Consider the following 16280-nt stretch of genomic DNA (forward strand, 5'->3'; position numbering starts at 1 on the left):
AGATACCCTTCAACCTGGCAGCTTAGTTGATCGGTATGGCGGTTGGATTGATGAAAAGGGTTCCATGATGGTGATAGCTTTATTTTCCTGTAGGATCTTCATTTGAGGGTAGGGCTTTACAATCAAGCACGCTGAACAAACCCTATTCTATATATGAGGTAATGAAACCATTACCGGTTGATACTGGGCAAGCTATTTTTTGGTTTGGACATCCGGGTTATGGAACTCAACATGAAACATTTTTTAGCATTGATAAATTTGTCGAAGATGGCTTTTTAAGGAAGATATGAAAATAGTTAATTATCAAAAAAAAGTATATTAATTCACGATGGGTTAGAAGATGAATTTTTAAAGAATGAAGCTAAAATCTCTTGCCCATGCTGTGATGGTATGGTTTATTTCGGATTATATAATTCAATAGATTTTAATGAGTATGATGAAAAGAAAAGAAAGATTTTGGCCTGCAGTATTAAAGGGCTGAGGTCAGGAGGCGATGGTGTAAATGATTTTACATTTAATAAAAGTCCATTGAGAGCTTCAGAAAGTAAATGTTCAAGTGGGCTGCACAAAATTTTAGTTGTTTTTACTTATAAGGAAATACAACCTGCCCGCTATGAGTCTTATCTTATCGGTGTGTTTGATAATGAAAGTCTTAACCAATAATTTTATAAAATTTAGGTTTAGTTAGGGTGGTATGATTTTTAAATAATATTTTTTAGTGTATTTTCATTACAAGAAGGTTTTACTTGGTAAGTAAGGTCGAGGGGCATAAATAAGCTTACCACCGAACTGAACGGTATCCGCTGGCAATATGACATTTATGGTCGTACCTCTTAGAAAGATGACGGTCACATCCGCTGGCGCTACCGTTGGCGATGAATAGGTAATTTACTAATCAGAGGCGCCATACTAAACTCAAAAGGATTACGTATGCCATCTGTAAATGATTTGGGTCAAACGATTTTTCGGGTGCCCGATAGGTATAAACCAAGATGAGGTGCTGAAGCAGTCATAGATTCATCACTATTGAATAAAGAGGTTATCAATAAAATTTAAAGTAAGGATTGTATGATGGAAAAGGCTATTTTTAGCGCCTATGGTATGTTTCTTACTCAAGAAAATGGCAAATATTATATCAACTATGATGCTGGTGGTGTTACTAATAAAGATGTTAAATGTGAGATAAGCGTAGAAGAGTTTAATAAGGCAAAATTAAGCGAGCAAGATGCTTATGAAGTAATAATATGCACTCAAGTTAGAGATAAAACAAACCATTCATAGTAGTTTGATGAGTTTTATTTTTAATTTTATTGATTTATAGGCAGTAAAATATTTTTATAAAGTGTTTTATTTGCCATAGATGCAAGCTGCCAGTGACGCGTATTGATGGTGTGGAAAGCCCGGAGATTTACTGGTTCCAAAATGCGGCCAACGGAATGCCGGAGCTGCTGACTGACGGTGAAGGGCAAAAACTGGGAAGGTATCAACAGACCGTGGGGCAAGCTGCTGCGCGAGTCCATCCAGCGTGTTCCTGTAGTGGAGCAGAACCTGCGTATGCAGGGCCAGCACCTGGACCGGGACAAATTTGCATAAGCAAATTTGAACATCGCTTCAGCGATGGCCCCAAGGGGGTGAGGCACCGCAGGAGCCGAATCAACCGGACTGCACTACAATCTGTTTCGTTATTATGACCCGGACAGCGGACGGTTTACCCAGCAGGACCCGATAGGGCTGGCGGGCGGGATCAACCTTTACCAGTATGCCCCGAATGCGCTGGGTTGGGTGGATCCGTGGGGGCTGAGTAGGTGTAGTAGTGGAAATAAGGATAAACCGGATTTCTATGTTGGGCCAGCAGGGCCAAGTGCGACAATGCCTTCAACAGGTTATAGGTACATGAGGTATCTTGATGATGATGGAAGTATTAACGCTTGGGCTACACCAACTATCAATAATAAGGTAGCACCAGTGACTTACTTTGGTTTTAAAAAATTCGATTCAGGTTCGGAAGCGAGAGACGCTTTCCAAATAAAAGGTCTTGATAAAACTAACAAGTTAGATCCCAGAGATAAGTCCTGGAGTGATGCTCGTTTGCGCGGAGATTTTGATACCTTACAATTATATGAAAATGGAGTGCCACAAGTAAGACATCCTAGAATGTATGGCGATAAAATAGGCGCACCATTAGAGCCATTCACCGCCGCCTACCCAAAATTTGGTAAGGGTGGAGTAGAACAAATGTATGCAGAAAATAGAATGGTGCATTTCGACGAAGTAAACATATTGCCGGAGGAGTGATGGATTATTTTTCGTATAATGAAGTTTTAGATTATCTTGAAATTTTCTTTAAAAAGGAAATTAAAGATCCTGACAGCTTAAAAGAAATGTTGCTAATGTTACAATTGTGCCGGGAACATAAAACAGTCACAATCAGGGCTATAGATCAATTCTTTATGAATTACAGGAAAAAGTTTCAGGATTACACTGTACCTACTACTGAAGAAGAGGAAGTTTGGAAAAATTTACTTAATGCATGGCAATGATGATGTATCTTTTTCTATCCGGCAATAGTTTGTTAAACGGCCAAACCACCTAGGTCGCCGTCATTTATTAATAGACAGGTTAGTGGCGATGAAATCTTTTATAAATATCATGGTAAAACCAATAGATTAGGAAGGGATTTCAATTACGTCACTAAAAAGAAATATACTTCAGAGGCAGAACTAAGGAAAGATTTGGCCATCCTAAAAGAATGGGGCGTTAAGATAGACCGGGTTACAACCTTCAAACCTCAAAAAGGAACATGGGGCACTAAGGGTACTGCTGCTCCGCAAATAAGTGCTAATAGATTGGAAGTTCTGGAAGGTGGAGGCTATCAAGGACAGATAGGTATTAAGGGATTAGCAAAATCTAAGACAATTAGAACAGGTAACATGAGTTTCCAATAATATGAATATACAGAAAGCTATTGAAGTTTTAATTGAAGTGATCGACTTAGTAGAAAGGAAAAATAAATCACAAGGAAAGGAATTGTACAAGTCAGCATTGGATGTTTTAAAAAATGAAAATTGTTCAAATATTGATTTAGAGCTTTTGTACAGGAATTTTTGTGGGTATCTGGCTCATGGTGAGTTTGATGAAGAAGAATATCAAAAGGTGTTGCAACTGATCAGTATTTTAAATAAATAAAATCTCATTTACTCATCGCTGTCACTACCCTGATGAGGGTGACAGGGCCTGAGTAAAGTATCGCAGTATCTGCCGCTGTCGGACACCGAGTGGAGCCAGCAGGGCGAACTGGCGTGGGAGTATGACGCGCTGGGCAACTGCACTGCCCTGACGCTGCCGGATGGCCGCAACCTGAAGCAGCTTTATTATGGTAGCGGCCATCTGCTGAGCATCGCATTAGACAACCTGCCGGTCACGGAGTTTACCCGTGACACGCTGCATCGGGAACTCAGCCGGACGTAGGGCGGCCTGACCATGCGCAGTGAATACGATCGCTTAGGCAGACTGCGCCGCCGTGACGTGTTTAAGGGTGACTCACAGCGTCCTGCACCGCGCGTCTGGTCCCGCCGGCGCGACTTCGATTACGGCAACAATCTGATCCGTGAAGAGCGCGACGATAATCCGTTCAGCCAGACATTATGGAACTACGATAACGCCGGCCGGTTGTTGTCTCAGGACGGTGCGCAGCCGGGTAATGAACAGTGGCGCAGGGATAGCGCAGGCAACCCGCTGGATCGCCATAGTGCCGCTCATGTCATGCATAACCGCGTTACCGAGCTGAACGGTATCCGCTGGCAGTACGATATTCATGGCCGTACCACTGAGAAAGATGACGGCCATACCCGCTGGCGATATCGCTATGATGGGGAGCATCGCCTGACGGATGTGATCAGCGAGCCACGGGACCGTAACAAGCCGCGTACAAAGGTGAGTTTCCGCTACGATCCGCTTGGGCGCCGCATCAGTAAAACCAGCCAGCAGCTGTTGCAGGGAAGACCGTCTGGCAACGCCGTCACGACGCGCTTCGTCTGGGAAGGCTACCGCGTGCTGCAGGAAATCCACGACGGCACTCCGCTGACCTACGTTTACAGCGACAGCAAGAGCTATGAGCCGCTGGCCCGTATTGATGGTGTTGAAAGCCCGGAGATTTACTTGTTCCATAATGCGGCCAACGGAATGCCGGAGCTGCTGACTGACGGTGAAGGGCAAAAAGCCTGGGAAGGGATCAACAGTCCTTGGGGCAAACTGCCGCGTGAATCCAGCCAGCGTGTTCCTGTGGTGGAGCAGAACCTGCGTATGCAGGGCCAGTACCTGGACCGGGACAAATTTGCATAAGCAAATTTGAACATCGCTTCAGTGATGGCCCCAAGGGGGTGAGGCACCGCAGGGGCCGAATCAACCGGACTGCACTACAATCTGTTTCGTTATTATGACCCGGACAGCGGACGATTTACCCAGCAGGACCCGATAGGGCTGGCGGGCGGGATCAACCTTTACCAGTATGCCCCAAATGCGCTGGGTTGGGTGGATCCGTGGGGGTTGAGTAAGTGTAGTGTTAAGCAAGCTCGTAAACGCCAGCATGATATGCTAAAAAACTCTAATGAAGGCTACAATATAAGCCCCACATCTTGGGATGCTTATCCTGCTATAGGTAGAGACGGTACTTTCATTAGTGACAAACAAGGTGTAATGAAATATTTTCCTGATGCCGGAAACGCCCAAGAAATTACAATAACAAGAGCTAAAGCTAGAGTAATTGAAAGGGACATGGGGCTTTATAAAGACTCGTTATTAGGCGGTTTTAAAGTTAGAAGAATAAGTGGTATCAGAGACCTTGAACCACGTAGCCCTCTGGGCGGGAATGATTACTTTAAAGGGCCAGGACAGCATTTACCAGGCGGAGCACCTGAGATGGTGATAAATCCCCAGTCTACTACTGATAATCCCGTAGTTAATACCATATTGAAAGTTAATGTAGGAAATATTTAGAATGTTAAATTGCATCTTAGTGACGATCTTAGAGCCGAAAAGAATTGTAGTTCAATTGAAAGGGGTGGTTAATGAAGAGTCTAAATTGAAAAGCCTCGGTTTTTCTAAAAAAGGGGATTGTTACAATGTTGATTTTGAAGATGAAAAAAAACAGTTTTTTTTGATAGAGAAACTGGCAGGAATGGGAGCATTATTTTCATATGGACAGGGTTGGGCACCTTCTCAGGTTATGGATTACTTGAAAGAAAAAGGGAAAGTTAATTTTTCATATAAAGAAATCATGTGGCGCTCCCCAGATAATTACGAAATTATAGAGCATAAATGAAAATGCTTGTAACTAATTAAATGATTTCATTGCTTTTTGAATATCCTTCTAAGCTTTGAAATCAAAGATTACTCATGAGTTTTTATCTTCGATAAATATAGTTGTTCGAAGATCTGAGATAATAATTATAGATTAATGTCCTTACTGATTGACAGAGAAGGCCATAAAAGCTTGGGAAGATATCAATAATCCGTGGGGCAAGCTGCTGCGCGAGTCCAGCCAGCGGATGCCGGTCGTTCATCAGAACCTGCGTATGCAGGACCAGTACCTGGACCGGGACAAATTTGCATAAGCAAATTTGAACATCGCTTCAGCGATGGCCCCAATGGGGTGAGGCACCGCAGGGGCCGAATCAACCGGACTGCACTACAATCTGTTTCGTTATTATGATCCGGACAGCGGACGGTTTACCCAGCAGGACCCGATAGGGCTGGCGGGCGGGATCAACCTCTACCAGTATTCGCCGAACGCGCTGGGTTGGGTAGATCCTTGGGGGTTGAGTAGGTGAAAAAAACCTGCGAAAGAAGCAACGAAGTGGCAGGGACCAGGGAATAAAACTTATCCAGGCATCGATGTTTATAAGAATACAGTGATAAAAAAAGGGACGATTCTTTATGCCCTTTATCCTAATGGAGATCAGTTACCTGCTTATACTGTAAGTCATCCTACAGTCAGACAACATAAAGGTGATCCACTTGGCTACCATGAAGCTTTGCAAGTTGAGTTGAACCCAGCATATCCAATGCGTTCAAAGGTGAGAGCTTATTACGTTACAGAAGATATATTTGTAGTCAGAGGACGTGCTGAAGCAAATCCTAAACATGGGGAAGGGGGAGGGCTGCAGTTCTATATACCGGAAGAAGCTCGGCTTAAACTGAAACCTGGAAAAGTAATTGACATATGAAAATAATGAATTTAGACGAGTCAAATGGAGCTTTACATATTGATGGGAGTGAAATAGATCTTTCATCTTACGAGGCTTTTACTAAGTCCTTGTTTTTTAATTCAGTTGATGATCTGACACCAGTTGGAAAATATCGTTTTTTTTCAGAGGACGTCAGTTGGCACGATGAACCATTTACTGTGGAATTCAATCCGGCTGTTTTTTCTTTTAAATCGCTTGTTTTCCTCACCAGTAAAACAGGTGATTTTTATAAAAGTCTATCTGATTGGGAAAAAAGAGCCAATGTAAAGGCTTTAAAGGAAGAAGAAAAAAGAATGTTTGCATGGATGCTAAATAGATCTCCCAATAATTATAAGGGTGAATTAAAGGATCCCCCTTATGGACACGTTTGGGATTTTGAATGGGGGAAAGTAACGGTACAATCGGAAGAGAGATCATTTAATTGTGGGATATATATTGTGTGGTATTGATTGTAAATCATCAGTCCTATGAAGACGTTATTTCATAATTTTAGCTAAATGGCATTTTAACAAAGCTATAACATTTATATTCTAGTCGTCGATAATGAATGTGGATTTCTGATATCAATGTATAATTTATTTCCGTACTGCTGGCAGAAATGATAAAAGATCCGCTGGTGATATTTTCACGATGATGAGGATTTTCTGGTGAATGTTATTTCAGATGGTAATTAATATGCTAAAGACTTTTTCTTTTTGAATGTGACTCTGCTATTAATTATCATTATTGAAGTGTTGATAAATGGTATGGTTGATATTTTTCGGTTAATCAAAGGATGATGATTTTTTCGTGTATCACCTGCATATTGATATATTTTTCTGATGCGATAATAATAGTTTTTCCATTTCGAATTTCAATGTCTAAACAATTCTCTTTTATCATTATGAGCCTATAAGGAGATAACATGAACCTGCCAGGAATGAATCCCGAGAATAACTTACCGGGTTATGACATCGCCAGGATGACCGGTTATGGGGCACCTGATTTTGATTTCAAAGCGCTGGGTGCAGCAATGGATTGTACTCGGGAGTTTTATCAGGCTGGCATCATCTATGCGGATGGCGCACAGCGTTATCTTGTTCGGCCTGGCCAGCGTCATCCTAATGGTCAAAGTGGTATCGTTACACATCTGATTGTGACCAAAACGCCTAAGCAAGCCACAGCGTCTAATACGGGCAAGTCACTTAGTGAAGCAGTAAGCGTAACCTCAATGGGAACGGAGATTGCCTCGACCGTGCTTTCCTGTGGTGCAATGATTATCACTGCTGGCGTAGCGGTTATCGGCGCTTCTGCAACGCCTATAACCGCTGGCAGTAGCGGCGTGCTTGTTGCTATTGGTTATGCTGGCGCTGCCGCAACAGGCGTGCAATGTGTCAATGGTATTTACCGGGTTTATGATCTCGTCGAAAATGGTGGTGAAAACGTAGCGTGGCTGGACTCTCAGGATTGGTACGTTGCCACTTCAACGTCCCTTGACCTTATTTCACTAGCCAGTGTGGGCGGTGCGTTAAAAGAAGCCCTTGCAACATGGCGAGCGATGAAATCAGTCTCTTCTTTAAAAGCAACGGAGTGGCTCCGGAACTATCCAAGGCAGGACCGGGCTCGCCTTACTGAATTAATCATTAAGGCACAAAACCCTGGTATAAGTAATAAAGAGCTTAAAGCCGCCATCCGTGCAGGACTTTATCCAAAGCGTTTCCCTGTAGAGTCGGTGCAAAAAGAACTTGTTAAGCAACTCGCGCAGGTCGTTACGAGCGCAGCTGCTGTGGCAGGCAGTGCTGTCAGTGGTATCATTGCTGCTCCAGGTAATGTGCCACGCTCCGGGCGCTATATTGTGGGGACAATTCAATCACTGGCGGTATTTTAATGCAATTTCTATCATGGCTTGTCGGGCGAAATATCACTGAACTACTGCAACATGGTCGCGAAATAGATCAGCTAATCGCACGGCAGGATAATTCGATACTTGCCCGTTCCACTACAGAGCTTGAACGTTATTTTAAACAGCCTGCTGAGTCGCTTCCCCGGCAAAACGGCTTCCCGGTTGCGATAGTGCTGATGCTGTTGCTGATTGCATTTGCATTTGATTTACTGACATTTCTGCACGCTTTACCTCCGCTCAGTCCACAGATACATGCGTTGAGTTTTTTTGTTCCCTCAATCGTCGTTATTGGCGCGATACTCACGGCCAGTTACCTGCTTGCGCGAGGCCATACAGCCGGTGTGGCGGCGCTGGCTTACGTCTGTGCGATGTTGCTTATATCGACCGTTTTACTCTTGAGCTACAGCGTAGTTATGGGTAGCCACTCGGGCCTGTGGCTGATTCTGGCACTCGCGGCTTTGGTGGGTGCTCGCTGGATACTTAATGGGCAGGCTTTCATCCTGTTTGCCATTTACTGCCGGACACAACGTCTCGCCAGCGTCGCCCGGCAGCGTCGCATGAAATAACCCATACTGATCTGTAGTACTGTTATCGCGGAATACCCATTCCGCGACTCTCTTCTATTTTTCTCTCAACACGATCTTTTACCTATGACCCACTCCTTCTTTTACTCCATCCCCTGTCCCAATCCCCCTGAAAAACCCATCCATCATCACTATTACCTCTGGCTATAACCTGCCGTTATACCCTCCTGCTAAACAAGCATTCGTCACCTTTCAGAACGCATGAAATAGTGGTTTCAGAACCTGATCTTTTGGCTGAAACGAGAGACAACATGCTAATCCCACAACCCTATTTACTCTTTCTTGGCGATGTTACCGATCCCCTTGCGGCAAAAACGGCGCGCGGTATTCATATCTGGCGGCCGGAGCAGTGCGTTGGCGAAATTAAACTGCCGGGCTGCACGGTCAGTCTGGGTCTGGATGAACTGGATATTCCCGGCGCCAAAGCGCGCGGAGCGAAAACGCTGGTGCTTGGCACTGCCAATGCCGGGGGCTATCTGCCAGCGCACTGGCTTGAAACGATCAAAGGTGCCATTAAAGCAGGCATGAATGTGGCCAGTGGTCTGCACCACCGGCTGGTAGACGAACCGGAACTGGTGACGCTTGCGCAGGCTTCGGGCGTTGAGCTTTTTGACCTGCGTCATATGCGTCCAGCGCTCAATGTGGGCAGCGGTAAGAAGCGTTCAGGTAAGCGGATACTGACCGTGGGTACAGACTGCTCAGTGGGCAAGATGTACACCTCACTGGCGCTGGAAGCGGCGATGCGTGCGCGCGGCCTGAAAGCTGATTTTCGTGCCACGGGGCAGACCGGCATTCTGGTCGCAGGGGAGGGCATTGCTGTGGATGCGGTCATCGCTGATTTTATTGCCGGTGCAGCAGAAGCGCTTTCACCGGCGAATGACGAGGACCACTGGGACATCGTTGAAGGCCAGGGCTCACTGTTCCATCCCTCTTATGCGGGCGTGAGTATGGGGCTGATGCACGGTGCGCAACCACACTGGCTGGTTATGTGTCATGAAATGGGACGACCCCACATGCGTCATTTGCCACACCAGCCCATGGTCAGCCTGCAGGCGTGCGTTGAAGCCAATCTGCGCGCCGCACAGGTGACCAGTGAGTCCGTTCAGCTGGCTGGCTTTGCTATCAATACCTCCAATTACAGCGAAGAAGAGGCGCTCGCTTATTGCGCCGAAATCAGCGCTGAGTTTGGCTTACCTGCCACAGATCCGGTGCGTTTTGGTATTGATGAGATCGCCGCACTGCTTCAGGAGCGTGGCTGAAATGAGAAAGTTGCAGATTGATGTGGTGGAGCTGCCGCTGGCGCGACCCTTTGCTATCGCACGCGGTACCCGTACCGCCGTGACGGTCATCCGTGTCACGCTGGAGCAGGAGGGGTTCATCGGGCAGGGCGAATCTACACCAACGGCCCGCTACGATGAGACGCCGGATAGCGTTCAGGCCATGCTCGAAGCGGTACGCACTGACATTGAGTCGGGCCTCAGCCATCATGATCTGCAACACCGCTTACCCGCCGGTTCAGCACGCAACGTGCTGGACTGTGCGCTATGGCGACTTGATGCCGCACGGACTAATCAGACGCTGTGGCAAAAGAGCACCAGCTCTCAGCCAGAGTCGGTCATTACGGCAGAAACCCTTAGCCTCGATACGCAGGAATGTATGGCTCAGGCGGCGGCGGATGCTATGTCACGTGGCGCCCTCCTGCTCAAAATTAAGCTCGACCGTAATGCGATCCTGGAAAAAGTAGCAGCGATTCGCGCGGCGGCGCCGCGTGCCACGCTCATTATCGATGCCAATGAAGCCTGGGCGGGTCTGGAACTGGAAAGCCTGCTGGTGGCACTGAAGGCATTCAACATCTCGATGGTGGAGCAACCCCTTCCCGCCGGACAGGACCATGACCTGTTACGTTTCAAACATCCCATACCGGTCTGTGCCGATGAGAGCTGCCATACGCGGGCGGATATTGCCGGATTACGTGATCGCTACGAGATGATCAATATCAAGCTGGATAAGTGCGGTGGCCTGACTGAAGCGCTGGCGATGGTGGATGAAGCCCGGACGCTCAATATGCGCATTATGGTCGGTTGCATGCTGGGCTCGTCACTGGCCATGGAGGCCGCATTGCCCGTCGCGGTTAACGCTGAGTTCGTCGATCTGGATGGCCCCATCTGGCTAGCCGCCGACAGTTCTCCTTTCCTGAGCTACTCCCAAGGCCGTATCTGGCTATAACTCTGTGAGGCGACGATGACGGACACACAACGTACTTCCCCTGCAACCCGCGCTGCCTCTGCCTCTCCCGTGCTGGCGATTCAGGATCTCAGCGTCTCGTTTCATGGACGCAGCGGTGAGAATCAGGCACTCAAAGGCATCAGTTTTGCCATTCATCCAGGTGAAATCGTCGCCGTAGTGGGTGAAAGCGGCTCAGGTAAATCTGTCACGTCGCTGGCTGTGATGGGCTTGCTGGCAAACAGCGGCCGTGTCGATGGCGGCAGCATGCAGTTCCGCGACCGCAGCGGAAAAATGCATGCGTTAGAAAAGCTGGATGACGCTCAGCGCCGCACGTTGCGTGGCCGTGAAATGGCGATGATCTTTCAGGAGCCCATGACCTCGCTGAATCCGGTGCTGCGCATTGATGATCAACTTGCCGAGGCATTACGCGATCATCAGCAGTGCGACAGAAAGCAGGCCCATGCGCGGGTGCGTGAACTGTTGCGCCAGGTGCGTATCGCCGATGTGGATCGCGTCATGAAAAGCTATCCGCACTCGCTGTCAGGCGGCATGCGGCAGCGTGTGATGATTGCGCAGGCCCTTGCCTGTGACCCACAACTCCTGATTGCCGACGAGCCTACCACAGCGCTGGATGTCACCGTACAGGCGCGCATTCTCCATATTCTGCGTGAGCTGCAACGCGAGAAACAAATGGCGGTGCTGTTTATCACTCATGATATGGGCGTGGTAGCGGAAATCGCCGATCGCGTGGTGGTCATGCTGCGTGGCGAAGTGGTAGAGCAGGGAACCGTGTCTGAGATTTTTGCCGCCCCGCAGCATGCGTATACCAAAGCGTTACTGGCGGCAGTACCAAAACTCGGCGATATGCGGGAACACAGGTGGCCACAACGCTTTCCTCTGCCCGGTGCCCGCGAGACTGTGCAAGGCGAACAGCATACCGCTCGCTATGACGTGGCGCCGCTGCTGGATGTGCGCGGATTAAAAGTCTATTACCCGATTCGCAGCGGCATCTTATCGAGCCTGACGCATCACGTGCATGCGGTTGAGCAGATTGATTTTAGTCTGTGGCCAGGTGAAACCCTGGCCATCGTGGGTGAAAGCGGCTGCGGCAAATCGACAACCGGACGGGCGCTGATGCGCCTCATCAACAGTGAAGCTGAAAGTATTCACTTTGAAGGAAAGGAAATCTCTGACCTGAAAGAGGCAGAATTCCAGCCGCTCCGCCGTGAAATTCAGATGGTGTTTCAGGATCCCTATGCGTCACTGAATCCCCGCCTGACAGTGGGTTTCACCATTGCCGAGCCGTTGCTGTTACATGGCATGGTCTCTTCGCTTGAACAGGCTTCCCCACAGATCGATGCGCTGCTCAAGAGCGTCGGTCTCCTGCCAGAGCACGCGCGTCGTTATCCGCACGAATTTTCTGGCGGTCAGCGTCAGCGTATTGCTATTGCCCGCGCCATGGCGCTGAAACCGAAAGTGATTATTGCTGATGAAGCGGTATCGGCCCTTGATGTCTCAATTCAGGCGCAGGTGGTCAATCTGATGATGGACCTGCAGCAGCAAACGGGCGTGGCATGGATTTTCATCTCTCACGATATGGCGGTCGTCGAGCGTATTGCTAATCGCGTCGCGGTGATGTACCTCGGCCAGATTGTGGAGCTTGGACCGCGCCAGTCGGTATTTAATCAGCCGCAACACCCCTATACCCAACGACTGCTGGCCTCCGTGCCGGTAGCGGATCCCGAAAACCGTCAGCCCCGTATTTTCGATGACAGCGAAATCCCCTCGCCGTTGCGTAAGGTGGGTGAAACGGTCACTAAAACCCGATATCGGCAGGTTGCCCCCCAGCACTGGGTAGCTGACGGCATTGCATTGCAATAATCCTTAACGACCAGGAGAATTTATGAAAACGCTGTTTCGCCGTACTTCGCTCGCCCTCGCATTGACGACGACGCTGGTCATGACTGCGCAGGCACAGGATCTGCGCATTTCAATGTATGCCGATATCACGGGGCTGGATCCGCACGACACCTCGGATAATGTCAGCTACTCGGTTCAGAGCGGCATCTTTGAGCGCCTGTTCCAGTTTGATTCCCGGATGAAGCTGCAACCCTGGCTGGCGACCGGTTATACCTCTAATGACAGTGCCACCGAATTTACGCTGACGCTGCGCAAAGGCGTTACCTTCCAGGACGGTACCCCTTTTGATGCAGACGCCGTCAAAGCGAACCTTGATCGTCTGGCAGATCAGAAAAAAGGGCTGAAGCGTAACAGCCTCTACAAAATGATTGATAAGGTCACGGTGCTGGCACCCGACCAGGTAAAAATCGATCTGAATCAGTCGTTCGGGGCTTTTATCAACACCCTGGCGCATCCTTCCGCGGTGATGTGGAGCCCCTCAATTCTTAAGCAATATCCGGACGAAGCGCAGTTGCGACTGCATCCGGTGGGAACCGGTCCGTTTACCTTTGTTGACTGGAAACCGGGTAAAGCCGTTACGCTGGCCAGATATACAGGCTACTGGCAGCAGGGATGGCCTAAAGTCGACCATGTCATCTTCTCTCCAAGTCCCGAAGATGCGACACGCGTCGCCGCATTAAAGTCGGGTCAGGTGGATGCCATCTGGCCATTGCCTTCAGACCTCATCGCGGCCGTTCAGCAGGACAGCCACCTCTCCATTCAGCGCGATCCGAGCATTTATCTTTATTACATGGCGATCAACACGCAGCACAAGCCGCTGGCCGATGTTCGGGTGCGTCAGGCGATCAACTATGCGATTGACCGTAATCTGTGGCTGAAAGTGGCCTTTGCCGGTCTGGGTAAACCTGCCACATCCGCGATCCCGGAAGGCGTACAGTTCTATCAAAAACAGGGCGATCCTGATTACGGCTATGCGCCGGATAAGGCCAAAGCCTTGCTGAAAGCGGCGGGTTATCCGGAGGGACTGGATCTTAAGCTCTGGGTGACCAACGCCACGGCGAGCGTCCGTGCCGCTCAGGTGCTGAAAGCGCAACTGGCCACGGCAGGCATTCGTGTCACGGTAACACCGATGGATTCCGGCACGCGCAACGCTAAGTTGTGGGGCGTTCAGGACCCGAAAAAGGCGGAGTTTGACCTCTATTATGGCGGCTGGTCGACCTCTACAGGGGATGCCGACTGGGCGCTGCGTCCGCTGTTTGCCACCGAGTCCTGGGTTCCGACCTCGTATAACGTCTCCTACTTCAGTAACCCTGATGCAGACAAAGCGATTGCTGGAGGGCTGGCGACGGCCGATCCGGCAAAGCGTGGCATCGCCTATGCACAAGCGCAAAAGGTGTTGTGGAAAGAAGCACCGGTGGCGTTCCTTGGCACGCCAGACAATCTGGTGGGCAAGCGCAACACGCTGAGCGGCGTTTCGATGCTGCCTGATGGCAATTTACTGTTCACTCAGGCGTCCTTTAAATAAGACGGTCTCTTCTTCCTCGTCCCCTGTCCGGAACGGATGAGGGACGTGAAGAGGCCAGTCGCATCTCATTTCAGGGAATGGCATGTTTGCATACATCATTCGCCGATTGCTGGAGATGATCCCGGTTTTGCTGGTGGTCTCGTTGCTGGTTTTCGGTTTTATCAAGCTCATGCCGGGCGACCCGGCGCGTATTTATGCCGGACCGGATGCGCCTGTTGAGGCGATCGAAGCGGCGCGTCAGCACCTCGGGCTTAACGATCCGCTGCCGCAGCAGTATTTTCACTGGATCGGCAGCCTGTTGCAGGGCGACCTGGGCACCACGTATCGCACCCAGCAACCGGTGCTGGAGGTGATCAGGGAGGGCTTTATGCCGACGCTGTGGCTCGCCTTAGCGGGTTTTACCTGGTCCGTCATTCTCGGTTTGTTATTCGGCGTGATGGCTGCACTGAAACGTGGAAGATGGCAGGACTGGACGCTGATGAGCGTGGCGGTCGGCGGCATTTCGATGCCAGCCTTCTGGCTGGGGCTGTTGCTCATCCAGTTCGTTGCGATGCCTTTTGGGCTGTTCTCGGTCAGCGGCTTTAACAGGGCCAGCGATATAGTCCTGCCCGCCATTACGCTGGGTTCGTCGGTTGCGGCGGTCATGGCGCGCTTTACCCGTTCGGCCTTTCTTGAGGTGGCGCAGGAAGATTACGTGCGTACCGCCAAAGCCAAAGGGCTGCGTAACCGCCTGGTGACGTGGAAACATGTGATGCGCAATGCGCTCATCCCGGTGATTACCATGCTGGGCTTACAGTTCGGTTTTCTGCTGGGCGGATCCATCGTGGTGGAGAGCGTTTTCAACTGGCCAGGATTAGGCTGGTTATTGATTGAGTCGATCAAAGCGCAGGATCAGCCGGTCATTCAGGCGCTGGTGATGCTGTTCGTGTTTGAATTTATTGTGATTAATCTGCTGGTCGATCTGCTTTACGCGGTGGTTAATCCGGCCATTCGTCTGCGACAGGAGCCAAAATGAGTATTCAATCGCTGACTGAAAATCCGCCTCAGATTATTCGTTCGCCGTGGCGCGATTTCCTGCATGCCCTTGTGCGGAACCCTCTGGCGCTGGTCTCAGGCGGGTTTGTGCTGCTGTTGATTGTGGTGGCGATTTTTGCGCCCTGGCTGGCACCCTGGGATCCCATGGCTCCGGACTGGATGGCGTTATCGTCGCCACCAACGGCGGCACACTGGATGGGGACCGACGAACTGGGGCGCGACCTGCTCAGCCGCATTATCTATGGCGCGCGGATCTCGCTCTATATCGGCGTGCTGTCGGTGACGATCGGCATGCTGGTCGGGGTCATGCTGGGCTTACTGGCGGGCTATTACGGCGGTTGGGTCGATATGCTGATCATGCGCGGTGCCGACGTATTATTCGCCTTTCCGGGCATGTTGCTCGCCATTGCGGTGGTGGCGCTGCTGGGGACGGGCCTGAACAATGTCATTATCGCGGTCGCGGTATTCAGCGTACCGGTATTTGCCCGCATCGTGCGGGCTTCGACGCTCTCTCTGAAACAGGCTGCCTATGTTGAAGCCGTGCGCTGTGCCGGTGCACCAGACAGCGTCATTATCCTGCGGCATATTCTGCCCGGCACGCTTTCCAGCGTGATTGTCTATTTCACTATGCGCATTGGCACCAGTATTCTGACAGCCGCGGGCCTGAGTTTTATTGGACTGGGTCCGGAGCCTGACGTGCCTGAATGGGGCAATATTCTGGCGATGAGCCGAAGCATGATGATGGCCGGATCGTGGCACATGAGCGTATTTCCGGGGCTGGCGATCTTTATTACCGTGCTGGCTTTCAATCTGCTTGGGGATGCGCTGCGCGACACGCTCGATCCAAAACTCAAGGGCTGACT

The 16280-nt window shown here is 49.8% G+C and carries 16 protein-coding genes and 3 pseudogenes; all 19 read left to right on the forward strand.

Annotation, left to right across the window (positions count from 1 at the left end; all coding sequences use genetic code 11):
• Window positions 1–131 precede the first annotated feature (131 nt).
• The 19 genes and pseudogenes from HFD87_RS23135 to HFD87_RS03640 all read left to right on the forward strand — a co-directional run bounded on the left by HFD87_RS23135 (window position 132) and on the right by HFD87_RS03640 (window position 16278).
• Window positions 132–290, forward strand: a complete 159-nt coding sequence (locus HFD87_RS23135) for a TNT domain-containing protein (protein WP_167423088.1) — start codon at window positions 132–134, stop codon at window positions 288–290.
• A gap of 100 nt (window positions 291–390) precedes the next feature.
• A complete protein-coding gene (locus HFD87_RS03550) occupies window positions 391–663 on the forward strand; it encodes a hypothetical protein (protein WP_243207457.1) in 273 nt (90 codons plus the stop codon).
• A gap of 408 nt (window positions 664–1071) precedes the next feature.
• Window positions 1072–1281 (forward strand): hypothetical protein, encoded by a 210-nt coding sequence (locus HFD87_RS03555; protein WP_010669933.1) that lies wholly within the window; start codon window positions 1072–1074, stop codon window positions 1279–1281.
• Between the two features lie 89 nt (window positions 1282–1370).
• Window positions 1371–1809: pseudogene (locus HFD87_RS22895) on the forward strand (RHS repeat-associated core domain-containing protein); the annotation flags it as partial.
• 84 nt (window positions 1810–1893) lie between these two features.
• Entirely contained in the window at window positions 1894–2295 is a 402-nt protein-coding gene (locus HFD87_RS22900) for a hypothetical protein (protein WP_064704466.1), read from the forward strand.
• Window positions 2295–2540 (forward strand): hypothetical protein, encoded by a 246-nt coding sequence (locus tag HFD87_RS03565; RefSeq protein ID WP_197980968.1) that lies wholly within the window; start codon window positions 2295–2297, stop codon window positions 2538–2540. The genes HFD87_RS22900 and HFD87_RS03565 overlap by 1 nt, the downstream gene beginning before the upstream one ends.
• A 406-nt stretch (window positions 2541–2946) precedes the next feature.
• The gene (locus tag HFD87_RS03570) at window positions 2947–3186 is read left to right on the forward strand and encodes a hypothetical protein (RefSeq protein ID WP_167422948.1); all 240 of its coding nucleotides are present in this window, start codon (window positions 2947–2949) and stop codon (window positions 3184–3186) included.
• 48 nt (window positions 3187–3234) lie between these two features.
• Window positions 3235–4995 (forward strand): annotated as a pseudogene (locus tag HFD87_RS22905) (RHS repeat-associated core domain-containing protein); the annotation flags it as partial.
• Window positions 4996–5014: 19 nt separating this feature from the next.
• The gene (locus HFD87_RS03590) at window positions 5015–5320 is read left to right on the forward strand and encodes a hypothetical protein (protein ID WP_223564752.1); all 306 of its coding nucleotides are present in this window, start codon (window positions 5015–5017) and stop codon (window positions 5318–5320) included.
• 166 nt (window positions 5321–5486) lie between these two features.
• Window positions 5487–6224: pseudogene (locus tag HFD87_RS23140) on the forward strand (RHS repeat-associated core domain-containing protein); the annotation flags it as partial.
• A complete protein-coding gene (locus HFD87_RS03600) occupies window positions 6221–6694 on the forward strand; it encodes a hypothetical protein (protein WP_010669935.1) in 474 nt (157 codons plus the stop codon). The pseudogene HFD87_RS23140 and the gene HFD87_RS03600, both read left to right, overlap by 4 nt.
• Window positions 6695–7149: 455 nt before the next feature.
• Window positions 7150–8112: a hypothetical protein gene (locus HFD87_RS03605; RefSeq protein ID WP_010245982.1), complete on the forward strand. Its 963-nt coding sequence runs from the start codon at window positions 7150–7152 to the stop codon at window positions 8110–8112.
• The gene (locus tag HFD87_RS03610) at window positions 8112–8693 is read left to right on the forward strand and encodes a hypothetical protein (RefSeq protein WP_167422950.1); all 582 of its coding nucleotides are present in this window, start codon (window positions 8112–8114) and stop codon (window positions 8691–8693) included. The genes HFD87_RS03605 and HFD87_RS03610 overlap by 1 nt, the downstream gene beginning before the upstream one ends.
• 269 nt (window positions 8694–8962) lie before the next feature.
• Complete coding sequence (gene dgcN, locus HFD87_RS03615) at window positions 8963–9970, forward strand: N-acetyltransferase DgcN (RefSeq protein ID WP_158149382.1); 1008 nt, start codon at window positions 8963–8965, stop codon at window positions 9968–9970.
• 1 nt (window position 9971) lies between these two features.
• Window positions 9972–10937: an N-acetyl-D-Glu racemase DgcA gene (gene dgcA, locus HFD87_RS03620; protein ID WP_167422951.1), complete on the forward strand. Its 966-nt coding sequence runs from the start codon at window positions 9972–9974 to the stop codon at window positions 10935–10937.
• A gap of 15 nt (window positions 10938–10952) precedes the next feature.
• The gene (locus HFD87_RS03625) at window positions 10953–12818 is read left to right on the forward strand and encodes an ABC transporter ATP-binding protein (RefSeq protein WP_167422952.1); all 1866 of its coding nucleotides are present in this window, start codon (window positions 10953–10955) and stop codon (window positions 12816–12818) included.
• Window positions 12819–12840: 22 nt separating this feature from the next.
• Window positions 12841–14382 (forward strand): glutathione ABC transporter substrate-binding protein, encoded by a 1542-nt coding sequence (locus HFD87_RS03630; RefSeq protein WP_167422953.1) that lies wholly within the window; start codon window positions 12841–12843, stop codon window positions 14380–14382.
• A gap of 82 nt (window positions 14383–14464) precedes the next feature.
• Window positions 14465–15397: an ABC transporter permease gene (locus HFD87_RS03635; protein WP_167422954.1), complete on the forward strand. Its 933-nt coding sequence runs from the start codon at window positions 14465–14467 to the stop codon at window positions 15395–15397.
• Entirely contained in the window at window positions 15394–16278 is an 885-nt protein-coding gene (locus HFD87_RS03640; protein WP_033786129.1) for an ABC transporter permease subunit, read from the forward strand. The genes HFD87_RS03635 and HFD87_RS03640 overlap by 4 nt, the downstream gene beginning before the upstream one ends.
• Window positions 16279–16280 lie beyond the last annotated feature (2 nt).

Origin of the sequence: Pantoea sp. EKM21T, from assembly GCF_011800405.1 — a bacterium.
Taxonomy (GTDB): domain Bacteria; phylum Pseudomonadota; class Gammaproteobacteria; order Enterobacterales; family Enterobacteriaceae; genus Pantoea; species Pantoea agglomerans.

Bases quoted from the DNA above. Each gene is read 5' to 3' on its own strand.
- HFD87_RS03550 (WP_243207457.1), top strand. From the start codon at position 391: ATGGTTTATTTCGGATTATATAATTCAATAGATTTTAATGAGTATGAT.
- HFD87_RS03555 (WP_010669933.1), top strand. From the start codon at position 1,072: ATGGAAAAGGCTATTTTTAGCGCCTATGGTATGTTTCTTACTCAAGAA.
- HFD87_RS22900 (WP_064704466.1), top strand. From the start codon at position 1,894: ATGAGGTATCTTGATGATGATGGAAGTATTAACGCTTGGGCTACACCA.
- HFD87_RS03565 (WP_197980968.1), top strand. From the start codon at position 2,295: ATGGATTATTTTTCGTATAATGAAGTTTTAGATTATCTTGAAATTTTC.
- HFD87_RS03570 (WP_167422948.1), top strand. From the start codon at position 2,947: ATGAATATACAGAAAGCTATTGAAGTTTTAATTGAAGTGATCGACTTA.
- HFD87_RS03600 (WP_010669935.1), top strand. From the start codon at position 6,221: ATGAAAATAATGAATTTAGACGAGTCAAATGGAGCTTTACATATTGAT.
- HFD87_RS03605 (WP_010245982.1), top strand. From the start codon at position 7,150: ATGAACCTGCCAGGAATGAATCCCGAGAATAACTTACCGGGTTATGAC.
- HFD87_RS03610 (WP_167422950.1), top strand. From the start codon at position 8,112: ATGCAATTTCTATCATGGCTTGTCGGGCGAAATATCACTGAACTACTG.
- dgcN (WP_158149382.1), top strand. From the start codon at position 8,963: ATGCTAATCCCACAACCCTATTTACTCTTTCTTGGCGATGTTACCGAT.
- dgcA (WP_167422951.1), top strand. From the start codon at position 9,972: ATGAGAAAGTTGCAGATTGATGTGGTGGAGCTGCCGCTGGCGCGACCC.
- HFD87_RS03625 (WP_167422952.1), top strand. From the start codon at position 10,953: ATGACGGACACACAACGTACTTCCCCTGCAACCCGCGCTGCCTCTGCC.
- HFD87_RS03630 (WP_167422953.1), top strand. From the start codon at position 12,841: ATGAAAACGCTGTTTCGCCGTACTTCGCTCGCCCTCGCATTGACGACG.
- HFD87_RS03635 (WP_167422954.1), top strand. From the start codon at position 14,465: ATGTTTGCATACATCATTCGCCGATTGCTGGAGATGATCCCGGTTTTG.
- HFD87_RS03640 (WP_033786129.1), top strand. From the start codon at position 15,394: ATGAGTATTCAATCGCTGACTGAAAATCCGCCTCAGATTATTCGTTCG.